The following is a 13217-nucleotide window of genomic DNA, read 5'->3' on the forward strand; positions in this document are numbered from 1 at the left end:
GCAACGTAATTTCTACAATCTTGTCATTTCGAGGAACGAAAAAATCTTCACAAGTAACTCTACAAAGAAATTCGATAAAGTATGCAAATCTTTGTCGATCTGACAATGAAGATTTCTCGTTCCTCGAAATGACAAACTTGATGAATTAGTTAGACCTAACAGGTTTTAAAAACCTGTTAGGCATTCGTTTTTAATTAACCGGCCTATCCACCAATTTCGTTCCCCATTTCTTATTGGGTTTTGGTCCCATAATAAACTCTAAAGTTCCTCCAGCATCAATATCCGCTTGACGAATAAAAGTTTTTGTACATGATTTACCATTCAATTTGGCACTTTGGATATAAATATTTTTATCAGAAACGTTCTTGGCGATAACTTTAAAAGTCTTTCCGTTTTTCAACTCTATAGAAGCTTCTTTCAAAGTTGGAGAACCTATAACATAAGTGCTACTTGATGGATTTACAGGATAAAATCCCATAGCGCTAAAAATATACCAGGCCGAAAGTTCTCCGCAGTCATCGTTACCGGAATAGCCTGAAGAAGTCGTATTATACATTTTCTTTAAAATCTCCGATACGTATTGCTGGGTTTTCCACGGCTGACCTGCGTAGTTGTACAAATAAGCAATATGATGACTTGGCTCATTGCCATGTGCGTATTGGCCAATGAAACCCGAAGCATTATCATTTACTTCTTCTGGTTTGTCTTCTAAGGTAAAAAAAGTGTCTAGTTTTTTAGTAAAGGCATTATCTCCTCCAACTAAATTTATAAGCCCTTTTACGTCTTGCGGCACATACCAAAAGTACTGCCAGCCATTGCCTTCTGTAAAAGGATATCCACCGTTTGCGCCGTATTTTAACGGATCGAATGGACCAATCCAATTGCCTTTATCATCTTTTGCCCTGAAAAAACTTATTTCTTTATCGTAAAGGTTTTTATAAAACTGAGAACGTTTTGTAAAATGATTGTAATCGTCAATCTTAATCAATTTCTTAGCTAATTCTGCCACGCACCAATCATCATAAGCCATTTCTAAAGTCAATGAAACCGACTGAGATTTTAAATTTTCGGGAATGTATCCGTATTTTTCCCAAATGCCAAATGGCGAACCTGGATGTTCACGCATTGCTGAATTCTTTATGGCTTCAAATGCTTCTTCGGCATCGATTCCTGGGATTTTTTTCAGTACGGCATCTACAATAACAGGAATGGCGTGATTGCCTATCATACAGTAATTTTCCTGTCCCCATAATTGCCAGATTGGCAAATAGCCAAAGACTTTGTAATACGCCAGCATACTATTCACAAAATCAGCAGAACGCTCTGGCTGCAAAATAGTATACAAAGGATGCGCGCCACGATAAGTATCCCACAAAGAGAATGTCGAATAATACGGTTTGGATGAATTTCTCACCGTAAAATCAGCTGCTGGGTAATCTCCGCTCACATCTGATAATGTGTTTGGCTGAATGAATGTATGATACAAAGCCGTGTAAAAAATCTGTTTTTGTTCTGCTTTACCTTCGATTTTTATTTTGCTGAGTTCTTTTTCCCAAACAGCATCCGCAGTATTTACAGTTCCGTTAAAATCCCAAGCAGGAATTTCGGTTTGTACATTCAAACGTGCATTTTCGATACTGGTTGCAGAGATTCCCACTTTTACTAAAACTTCCTGTTGTTTTGAAATATCAAAATCTAATATGGCACGAATGGCATTGCCATTAACCACTTTCGCATTATCGTAAACATTGCCTCCATCTGTGATATGATTTCGAATAATTGGTTGCGAAAATTCGGCGTGGAAATAGACTTTTCTCATTGGCGCCCAGCCTGTAATAACACGATATCCTTCAATTGTATGATCGTTGGGAAATGACAATTGCGAGGCAATGATACGTGTATTCCAATCAGATTTTTTCATCGAATGATCTAAATCGATTATAATATGGGCTTCTTTATTTTTAGGAAAACTGTATTTGTGAAAACCCGCATGAGTTGTTGCTGTTAATTCGGCTTTTATTTGATAATCTAAAAGTTCGACGCTATAATATCCCGGTTTAGCTGATTCTTTCTCATGAGAAAATTTGGATTGATAGGCATTTTGCCCTGCTTCTTCTTTGACTATTGAGCCACTAAACGGCATCAGCAAAACGTCAAATAATTCGGCTACTCCAGTTCCGCTTAAATGCGTGTGACTAAAACCTGCAATAGTGGTATCGTTGTAATTATAGCCGCTCGCAACGCTCCAATCTGGTGTGCTTCGTGTATCTGGACTTAACTGCACCATTCCAAACGGAACCGTTGCTCCTGGATAATTATTACCCGAAAGCGGTGACCCGTGTGCTGCTCCTGTACCTATAAACGGGTTTACGTGTAAAGTGATTTTATCAGAAGTCTGTGCTCCAAGAATCATGGAAGTTAGTAAGGTCGCAACGAGTATTATTTTATTTATTTTCATTGTACAGAATTTAATGAAATAATGTTTTTTTATTTTTTAAATAGCCTCCTGCTTTAGCTGGGGTTCAAAGAGTCGAATATAAAATAGGCTTTAGCCGAAATACGCTAAGATTTCGGCTAAAGCCATATTCAATCTAATATCAGTTACCTCCAGCTAAAGCTGGAGGCAATTCTAATTTTGAGTTAATTTCTTTATCGATATTTCTCAATCATGCAATCCCGAAGCTCGGGGATTGCAGGAATTGTGCTCTATAATTTAGAAGATGTGATTTCTTTCAATTCTCCATTTACTTTCACTTTTACTTTAGTTGGTACCGAAGATAAAACTTCATACTTTGTTACTTTACCTTTTTCCCATTTGATGTTTATGGTGAAATTTCCTTCGGCTTTAAGCCCTTTTACTTCACCTTCTGTTAACCAAACATCTGGCATTGCAGGGAGTAATTCGATAAATCCGGCATGACTTTGAACTAACATTTCTCCAATTCCTGCTGCTGCACCAAAGTTTCCATCAATTTGAAATGGTGGCCCTGCAGAAAGTAAGTTTGCATACACACCACCACCAGGACCATAATTAATATTGGTATCATGTGTTTGTCTTAGTATTGTTTTAAATAATTTGTAAGCTCTGTTTCCATCTTTTAAACGAGCCCAAAACAGCATTTTGTATGCAATTGACCAGCTTGTTCCATCATCTCCTCTTACTTCAAGCGTTTTTTTAATTGCGTCAACCAGTTCTGGTTTGTTTTCAGGAGTAATCAAAGATCCTGGGTATAAACCATATAAATGAGAAATGTGGCGGTGTTGAGGGTCTTCTTCTTTATAATCTTTCAACCATTCCATGATTCTTCCGTCAGGGCTTACAACTCCGGGAGGCGGTAATAATTTTAATTGTTTGTCTAATTCAATACTTAAATCATTGTCTAATCCTAGTTTTTTAGACGCTATGATAACATTATTGAATAATTCGCGTATAATCTGATTGTCGATTGTAGGCCCCATACAAACATGTGATGCATCTCCATTTGGCAGCAAAAATGAATTCTCTGGCGATACAGATGGCGATGTTACCAGCCAGCCTGTTTCAGGATCTTTTACTAACATGCTTTTGTAAAACTGAGCTGCACCTTTTAAAATTGGATAAATTTCAGCTAAATAAGCTTGATCGTTTGTATACAAATAATGGCTCCATAAATTGTTGCACAACCATCCTGAACCAGATTTTGTGATTCCCCAAGAAGCACTTTCGCCTGGCTCTGTAAAACCCCAAACATTGGTAATTACGTGCGCTACCCAGCCATCGGCATTGTAATACGCTTTAGCGGTTTTTTCTCCGTTAGGAACCAAAGATTTAGTCAAATCTTTTAACGGCAGATTTAATTCTGATAAATTGGCTGTTTCTAATGCCCAGTGATTCATCTGCACATTTACATCCAAATGATAATCTGAATTCCATGGTGTTTGTACGTTATTTGCCCATAATCCTTGCAAGTTTGGCGGTAACAATCCTACTCTGGTGCTGCTAATGCTTAAATAACGGCCAAATTGGTAAAATAAAACAGGAAGTCCTGTATCTGAATCTGGCTCTTTTATATAAGCATCTAAACGCTCATTTGTAGGCAAGGTTTTCTTTGGTGTTTTTCCGAAATTCAACGCTACACGATTGAATAACTTTTGGTAGTTTTCGATATGTTTTTTCTTCTGATCCTGATATTTCTTCTGCATCGCTACATCCAGAATTTTATCTACAGTCGATTCGAAGTTTTTGTCTTTATAATCCGTTCCGGCAGAGATGAATAATACTACTTCTGTTGCATTTTTTACTTCAATTGCATTATTGGCATATACAGCGTTTCCGTCTATCAACTGTGCTTTTACTTTAGCTTCATATTTCATTCCTTTTCCGTCAGTTCCGTTGTTTAGCTGCCCTGACATTACAAGCGAATTATCACTGCCGTTTACCGTTTTAAAACGCTCCGGACGATTTAATTGAACAGTAAAATTCAGCTTTCCTTTTTTACTTGAAGTAAGTTTTATAAAACCTGCATCGTCGCCAAAACCAGTAAAATATTCACGCTTGTACGTTACACCGTCAATAGTAAACTGAGTTGAGGCAACTGCGGTTTGTATGTCCAGATTTCTGCTGTAATTTACAGCTTGCGATTGGGTTTTATAATCAAATTTCAGCGTCAGATCTCCCAAAACCTGATACGCTCCAAATGGCACATCAGCTCCGTTTCCACTACCAGAACCTGCTCCTGTGCAGATAAAATGATCGTCGATTAATTTTTGGGCTTCTTTGTTTTTATTGGCTAATAGTAATTCTCTAATTTGAGGTAAAAAACTGTACGCTTTATAATTGTTTGCGTCTTGCGCAGAACCACTCCATAAGGTAATTTCGTTTAAAACTAATTTTTCGGTTGCAACTCCTCCGTCAGGCATAATTCCTAATCTACCATTTCCTAATGGAAGCGTTTCTTCCCATTGAGATGCTGGTTTGGTATACCATAACTCCAACGGATTAGTTTGCGAATAGCCTAATAAGGGCAATACTATAAAAAGCAGTGCTTTAAATTTTTTGATATTCATGATTATTGTTTTTGATTATTTATTGTAGGGAACAGCTTTTACAACTGGTTTTTCTCCGTTTTTCAAAAGTGTTTCGTCAAATTCTATGGTCACTTCTTTGCTTTCTCCTTTTAATAAAGTAAAATAGCTGTCACTTACAATTGCTGGCAGAATCTGAGCTCCGCTTTTATCATTCAGTGCTTGTATGTGAATTCCAAAAGCAATTCCTGACGGACTTGAAACTTTTGATTTTATAATATATTTTCCATTTTGTTTTACCACTTTGCTGGATACATTTACGTTTGCTTTTGGCAGTTTATTCAGTTCTGTAAAATCTTTCATGTTGATTCCTCTCCAATAAAAATTTTCACTTACTAATTTGTTCTGCGCATCTTTCAATTTTAATCTGATAAAATGTACCGGGCTCAAATCTGATGTATTGGCATCGGCACCAAAAACTTTGAAATCATAAAGTGAATATCCCCAACCTGAACCACGTTTAATTCCTAGCATTCGGACATAACGTGCTTTTATTTCGTCAAAAGAAATGGTTTCAATTCCTTGTTTTCCTTCTTTTATAATACTTGCATCAGTCCAGTTTTTGGCATCGGTACTTACCTGAATTTTATATTCTTTTCCGTATGCGTTTTCCCAGTTCAGCACTACTCGGTTTACGGTATATTCGTTTTCAAGATCTACATAAATCCATTCGTTGTCTGTTGCATTACTTGCCCAACGGCTGTTTGAATCTCCGTCTGTCACTTGTTTTACATTTCCTCCATCTGTTGAGGAAGCCGTAACATTTTTCTGGAAAGCCAGATCTTTCTGATTCGAATAAAACGGAATCACAAAACTCTCTGTCGCTGTATTTGAATAAGAATCTATAGTTGCATTTTGTCTGAATTTAGCAACCGATTTTCCATCCATATTATAAACTTCTGCTTCGGCATTCAGGTTCTTATAATCGGTTCCGGTAGTATTGATTACTTTAACTGAATTATTAACCGAATTCCATTGAATGTGCATCGGTTCACAGGCCGATTTTACGCCCCAATATGCTCCTGTTAGATCATAATAATAGTCATAAGTCTGCCACACCATACTTGGATATGAGGATTGGCTCATCCAGATCATGATACCTGAAGCATCTTCCCACATGTGATCTAACCAGCCTTCGTACATGGCTTTGTTGGTTTCGATATTTAATAACTGGGCTTTTGTTGTGTATTCTTCCAGATTATTTGGTTTTCCGTAACGTTCATTTATGCTATTGTCATAATTATCGGGAGAAGCATTAAAGGCTTTTTGCCCAAAGAAATGTTTGTCCCACATATCGTTTCTTGGCCACCAGTCTTTTTCCGGAATAAATTTTTTGAAACTTTCGATATTTGGAAAAACGGCTGTACCAATTTCGCTTCTCAATCCCCAGCTTGGACCATCGCCTGTGCCCACATAAGCTGCAGGATATTTAGTAAAGTAAAACCTTGGATCTTTATTGCCCCAAAGTCCGCTGCCGCTTAGGTTTCCTGTATTGGAGCAAGGCTGGTAATATCGGTCGTTGTTATCAAAAGTTTTGATGTTTTCGGCAATCCAGCCATTAAGCGGAGGCTGTGGCAAACCTTCGTTATTACCGCACCAAATAGCGATACTGGCATGATTTCGTACTCTTTTTATTTTCTCGATTACGTTGCTGTTAAAAACATGAATATCCAATGGCAGGTTCGGATTTGCATTCAGCCAAAAATCATCCCAAACCATGATACCGTATTTATCGCAGGCTTCGTAAAATTCAGCATCTGTCGTTGAACCTAACCAGTTGCGAATGATATTATAATTCATTTCTTTGTGAAGTTTCACTTTTAGATCATATTCTTCACCTCTGCATCGAAGCATATATTCGCTCATTCCCCAGTTTCCTCCTTTTAAGAAAACACGTTTTCCATTAATAGAAATATGCAAAACGCCGCCTTCTGTATCGTAGGTATATTTTTTAATTCCGAAGGTTATTTTTTGCGCATCTGAAACTACGCCACCAATTTTAAAAGCAAACTGACAGGTATATAAATTGGGATCTCCGTAACCATTTGGCCACCATAACTTAGGGTTTTGAATAGATAATTCCGGAAACTGTTCCTTGCTTAATTTTACGCTTGTAATTCCATCTGCGTCTAAACTTATTTTTTTAGAAAAAGTAATATTTCCAGGCATAATTACTCCTGTAAGAACTCCTTCTTGACTTTGTGCTGATGAGTTTTTAAGGTCTACTTTTACTTCCAGATCTGCACGTGCATTAGACGGCAGATTTGTATGAATCCAAGGATCTTCAATTGTAATTTTGTCTGTATTGCTTAAGAAAACATCATCTGTAATTCCGGAGTTTAATCCCGGAACGTATGGCATCCAATCCCAGCCTGCACTTGAAATATAAGTTGGGCTTCCGTAATTGTTTAAAGGTGTTTTTGGAATACTTACCAAAATTGCCAAAACGTTTTTCCCTTTTCGATTTACCAATTTGCTGATATCAAATTTACCACGCTGCATCATACCACTTAAGGTGGCCAGTTTTTTTCCGTTAAGGTAAATATCTCCTTCGCGATTAATTCCTTCAAAATTCAGCCAGATGATTTCTTTTGTAAAATTTTCCGGAACACTAAATTCTGAACGATACCAAAAGCTGCGGTCATACTTTGCTTTATCAACCTGATAAATATTGTCACCAAAATTAGGATCTTTTTCTAATCCGCTTACGACATAAGAATTGAAAATTGTACCTGGAACTACTGCTTTAACCCAGTTGGTATCGGCGTAATTAGGCGTAAACATTTTAAGGCTATCTTTTCCTAATTCTGCTTGCGGTTTGAGTTTCCAAACAATATCAGAAGAGTTAAGGCTGACTTTATTCTGGGAATAAAAATTGAATGATAAGGCATTTAAAACAAATAAATAGATATAAACCTGATAAGTATAGAATTTCATACTGTTATTTGAATGATTAAAAAGTTGCTAATTATAAAAAATAAGAATGCCATTTTGGGCTCAGTTTTAACAGAAAAGCTCAGTACTGTTACTACACCTATACCCAAAATGGCATTACAAATCAAAATGTGGCATTAACCGGACCACACGAACCAAAAAAATAAAAAATTATATGATGAGAATATTAATAACCAGGATTCTGATCCTCTGGACCAATTTCGTCATTCAGTTTGATCTCTCCGATAGGAATAGGATAACGGTTGTGAAACGCTGCAATTGTTCCGTTTTGTTTTGCCCATTTATTACGAGCACCAACTAATTCTACCAATTTTCCTGTACGAATAAGATCCATTCTTCTCCAGCCTTCAAAAGTCAATTCACGCATACGCTCATCAAGGATTTGATCTCTAAACTGAGTTTGAGAAAGTCCGCTCCACTTCATTGCATCAGGTAATGTTCCTCCAAAAGCTCTTGTACGAACTTGATTTACATATCCTTCTGCTTCTGTTGTGCTTCCTAATTCATTTAAACATTCTGCGTAGTTAAGCAATACATCAGAATATCTGATATAGGCTTTGTTCTTTCCTGAATTCCAAAATGATTGTTTTCCATCTACACGAATATCTTCAAATTTTTTAATGTGCGGATCCAACTCATCGCCACCAAAACCAGCAGGAAGTGTTGGAGTAACTCCTTTATAAGTAAAATCATAACGAATGCTTGCCGCTTTACGCACATCTCCAGCTTCCCATAATCCTCCATCAGTTTTATCTTTATAACAATATTGAGTAGGAAGAATAAGGTCGTAACCTCCAAAATAAGCATATTGATCCATATTTGCTAAAACTCTTGAACCTGTCTGCCATTGTATCTGGTTGTTATCCGGCCAGTTATTATTGTACTGCCATTCGTATAAAGATTCTGAAGAATTTGCATGATCCGGACTAAAAACATCTGCGTAATTAGGCAACAAACTATACTTTCCAGATTTAATAACTTCTTCAAACCATTGTTTTGCTTTATTATAATCACGGTATCCTGATGCTTCGGGAGCATATAGATATACTTTTCCTAAAAGTGCTTGAGCCACACCTTTTGCAGGAAATGCAGGATTGCTCTGTGTTACAGGAAGTTTTTCAACTGCTCTTTCTAGATCCGCCACTATATAAGAATAAACTAAATCTAAAGGCTGACGTTTTAAACCAAATTCTGCCGTTTTTGCTTTATCATTAATCGGTATTTCTCCCCAATATTGTGTAAGCTCAAACATTAATGTTGCTCTTAAAAAACTAGCTTCTCCCATTAAAAGATCACGTTTTGCACTATCATCTTCGGTATTGGTGCCTAACGCTCTAATAGATTGTGCGGCCACTTCAATTACTGGCCATCTGTCATTCCATAATTGTCCAATTGCCTGATTTTCCTGACTTAGAAAACCATTGTATAAATCAAGTCCTGCTTGGTTTGCATCGCCAGTTACCTGCAAAGCTCCTTGTTGTGCTTCGTCTGTACCAAGAGAAGTATAAAGTCCTGCGCGGTCTTTTTGCATATTTCTCCAATTGGTTATAGCACCCAAGAGAACAGGCTCAATTTTACCTAAACTGCCATATGCTTGGGCTGCAGTAAGTGAACTTTTAGGCTCTTCATCCAAAAAATCTGAAGAGCAGGATCCTGATAATATAGCTAGAGCCATAAAGGCTATAATTTTTGCTTTCATAAAAATAATTTTTAAAATTAATTTGATTAGAGAGTTACATTTAATCCCATAACTATCGCTCTAGAAATCGGATAAGAATCTCCTCCCTCAGGATCATATCCTTTATATTTAGTTATAATAAACAGATTGGATCCCGTTAGATAAAACCTTGCATTTTTAAGAAAAACACTTTCTGCAACTTTGCTTTGTAATGTATAAGATAATGTAAGCGCATTTAACCTTAAGAATGAAGCATCTTGTATCGCCTTATCTGTCTCGCCCAAAGTATATCTTCCTCCACCATAATAAGCTCTTGGTACATCTGTGTCTGTATTTGTTGGAGTCCAACGATCCAAAAGGTCTGTATGTGCAGCACTCATCCCTCCTGAGTTCATGTAGCTTTCGTAGGTCGAACTTGGTCTCTTACCTCCTATTGAATACGCAAATACTGCATTTAATCCAAAACCTTTATAATTAAGATCTGTAGAGAAACCACCATAATAATCAGGGTTCAAATCGCCAACCACATATCTGTCACTATCATTGATCACGCCGTCACCATTACGGTCTTTAATTTTAATATCCCCAGGCTGAACAGTTCGGCTTCCATAATTTACTCCGCTAAGGTCTTCTCCTTGCTGTGCGATACCGTCATATTGAAACACATAAACTGTGTTTACCGATTTGCCTAAGAAAAAGTTCCCAGTTCGTTGGATCTCATTGTTACTATAACCGCCCAATTTGTATATCTCTGTTGCATCTCCATAAAGTTTTGTAACCTTATTTTTTGCTGATGATATGTTGGCAGAAACATTCCATTTAAAATCTTTGTTTTTAATGATATCACCGCTAAGTTCCAATTCGATACCTTCGTTAGTTGTAGAACCAATATTATCCAGCTTATATTTATACCCTGATGAAACCGGCATATTACGCAACATTAAAAGATCGTCATTATTTATATGAAAATAATTCGCGCTTGCAGTCAATCTGTTTTGAAAGAAACCAGCATCTAATCCAATATTAAATTGCTTTTGTTTTTCCCATCTTAAATCAAAATTATCAATATAATTATCAGACACATAAGTCCCAGAGTTATTGCTCACTTGTGCATTATATAATGCAAAATACCTGTAAGGATCCACATTCTGATTACCCACCATACCATAGCCTACACGAAACTTAAGCTGATTTAATTTTTCAAATCCTGAAAGGAAATTTTCTTTAGCAATGTCCCAACTTCCTGCTATTGAAGGAAAAGTTCCCCATTTGTTATTAGGGCCAAATTTAGAAGAACCATCTCTTCTTATTGTACCTGTAATATTATATTTACCATCGAAGGTATAGTTCAATCTAGCGAAATATGATTGGTTTGAATAATCTGTAAAATTTGAGCTTAACTGTGTATTATCTTTTTGATATGCACCAGATAATGCCATATAGGTCAAATCATCACTAACAAATCCGCGAGCTCTAACCTCAGTGCTATTACCTGAATTACTCATTACAGAAAATCCTCCCATTACACTTACATCATGCTTTTCTGCAAAAACTTTACTGTAGCTTACAGTATTATCCCATTGATAATTCAACTGTGAATATCTATAATGATGCGCTTCTCCATCCATAGAGTTTCTAAGTGACTGTCCTGTATAACTTGGCACATAATCAAAATTTGCCTGGTCTGCGATATCTACTGATAAATTAGTTCTTATGTCAAGTCCCTTTACCGGTTTTGCGCTTAAAAAATTACTGCTTGTAAGTCTATTACGTGCGCTAGAGTTTATAATATCAAGACTTATTATCGGATTGTAAAGATTTTGGTCATATACTTCACCATATCTAAGATAAGTTGCTTTAGGGTCTATAGGCAATAAAGGATTTGCTCCCAAAGCCACACCAAAAGCGCTTCCTTCCTGATAATTGCTTTCGCTTCTCGAAAAAGTAGTATTAGTACCAAACTGCAACCATGATTTTAAATCCTGCGTAAGGTTAATTTTCCCATTATATCTTTTAAAATCAGAGTTTTTAAGAAGTCCTTTCTGATCAACATAATTAAAACTCACAAAATAAGTTCCTTTTTCTCCACCACCACTAAAACTTAAGTTGTGATTGGTTTGAAAACCTGAACGCATTACCTGATCTAACCAATTGTAACTTTTACCAGTTCTGTAAGATTCCAATTCATAAGGCGCAAACACAGTCGAACCATCTGACTTAATCTGATTAATATAAGCTGCACGATCAGCTCCAGGATTTTCATCCATATAACGATTTGCATAAGCATCAACTCTTAGATCAAATAACTGCTGACCATTCATCAGCGGAATAGTTCTTGCAAATTCAGATACACCTGTCCATGTATCATACTGTATTTTTGCTTCGCCTGATCTTGAACCTTTTTTTGTCGTAATTACGATTACTCCATTGGCCGCTCTTGAACCATATAATGCAGTAGCAGAAGCATCTTTAAGAACTTCCATACTCGCAATATCATCTGGATTAATGTTTTCAAAGTTACTGTCGGTAACCAAACCATCAATTACAAATATTGGATTACCGCCAAAGTTTAGAGAATTATTCCCTCTAATTCTTATTGTACCTGTCTGACCTGGCACAGCACTTTGCTGCACATATACACCTGAGGCACGTCCTTGCAACGCCTGCACAACATTTGGGGTTGGAACTTCTCTAAGCTTATCCCCAGAAACACTGCTGACTGCTCCCGTTAGATCACCCTTTTTAATTGTGGCTCCCACTATTACAACTTCATTCAGTTCCTGAGTACTTGGAGTCAAAGAAATATTAATCTCAGATTTGTTTGCAACCGCAGTTTTTGAATCAAATCCTATAAAACTAAATTCTAGTGTGGAGCCAGATTTTACGTTTGTTAATTTGTAACTACCATCAATGTCTGTCGCTGTAGAAATCTTAGTTCCTTTTACCAAAATGGTTGCTCCAGGCAAAGGCAAGTTTTCATTATCTGTAACTTTACCGGTAATGGTTTGGGAATAAAGTGTACCGGCAGAAAGCATAACTACTAAGAAGCATAAGTATCTTATTGCAATTCTCATAATAATTTGGTTTTTTTAGTTAATAAATTAGAGAGTTAGTTTTTTTTATTTGTTTATCGAGCATCTAAAGTATGAGAAAACGAATTGACTTATACTATACTATACTACAACATTACAAACATACAAATATTTTTATTACATCCAAATTTATGTTTAAGAATTTGCTATTTTTTTCTGTGATTTATTTCGTCTTTATTACAAATACATACTAATAAAAACGAAAAAGAAAATAAACAATTCTTTGTTTTAAAGAAATATCAGACAAAATAGAAAAGGGATTTTGCTTAAAACAAGGAAAATCGTATGAATTTGACAATATGTAGCTCAATTATAATTTCTCAAAAAAAAGCTAGATTCTATTGATTTATTGAAACAAAAAAGATGCACAAGAGTGCATCTTCATCAAAAACTATAAATACTTAACATATTTGATTCTTAGATTTTTA

5 protein-coding genes are annotated in these 13217 nt (G+C 36.3%); all 5 read right to left on the reverse strand.

Translation table 11 applies throughout. The features are described 5' to 3' along the window. Positions 1-190 precede the first annotated feature (190 nt). The 5 genes from M0M44_RS18715 to M0M44_RS18735 all read right to left on the reverse strand — a co-directional run bounded on the left by M0M44_RS18715 (position 191) and on the right by M0M44_RS18735 (position 12771). Positions 191-2458, reverse strand: a complete 2268-nt coding sequence (locus tag M0M44_RS18715; protein WP_248727054.1) for a GH92 family glycosyl hydrolase — start codon at positions 2456-2458, stop codon at positions 191-193. A 248-nt stretch (positions 2459-2706) separates the two neighbouring features. Further along, positions 2707-5046 carry a glycoside hydrolase family 95 protein gene (locus M0M44_RS18720; protein ID WP_248727055.1) on the reverse strand — a complete coding sequence of 780 codons (2340 nt, stop codon included), beginning with the start codon at positions 5044-5046 and terminating at the stop codon, positions 2707-2709. A 15-nt stretch (positions 5047-5061) separates the two neighbouring features. Then, on the reverse strand, positions 5062-8001 hold the full coding sequence (locus M0M44_RS18725) for a discoidin domain-containing protein (protein WP_248727056.1): 2940 nt from the start codon (positions 7999-8001) through the stop codon (positions 5062-5064). Between the two features lie 184 nt (positions 8002-8185). Then, positions 8186-9718 carry a RagB/SusD family nutrient uptake outer membrane protein gene (locus M0M44_RS18730; protein ID WP_248727057.1) on the reverse strand — a complete coding sequence of 511 codons (1533 nt, stop codon included), beginning with the start codon at positions 9716-9718 and terminating at the stop codon, positions 8186-8188. A 26-nt stretch (positions 9719-9744) separates the two neighbouring features. Then, positions 9745-12771: a SusC/RagA family TonB-linked outer membrane protein gene (locus M0M44_RS18735; protein ID WP_248727058.1), complete on the reverse strand. Its 3027-nt coding sequence runs from the start codon at positions 12769-12771 to the stop codon at positions 9745-9747. Positions 12772-13217 lie beyond the last annotated feature (446 nt).

Origin of the sequence: Flavobacterium humidisoli (assembly GCF_023272795.1) — a bacterium.
In the GTDB taxonomy this organism is placed as follows: Bacteria; Bacteroidota; Bacteroidia; order Flavobacteriales; family Flavobacteriaceae; genus Flavobacterium; species Flavobacterium humidisoli.

Coding starts and splice junctions, on each gene's coding strand:
- M0M44_RS18715 (WP_248727054.1), bottom strand. CDS start 2,458: ATGAAAATAAATAAAATAATACTCGTTGCGACCTTACTAACTTCCATG.
- M0M44_RS18720 (WP_248727055.1), bottom strand. CDS start 5,046: ATGAATATCAAAAAATTTAAAGCACTGCTTTTTATAGTATTGCCCTTA.
- M0M44_RS18725 (WP_248727056.1), bottom strand. CDS start 8,001: ATGAAATTCTATACTTATCAGGTTTATATCTATTTATTTGTTTTAAAT.
- M0M44_RS18730 (WP_248727057.1), bottom strand. CDS start 9,718: ATGAAAGCAAAAATTATAGCCTTTATGGCTCTAGCTATATTATCAGGA.
- M0M44_RS18735 (WP_248727058.1), bottom strand. CDS start 12,771: ATGAGAATTGCAATAAGATACTTATGCTTCTTAGTAGTTATGCTTTCT.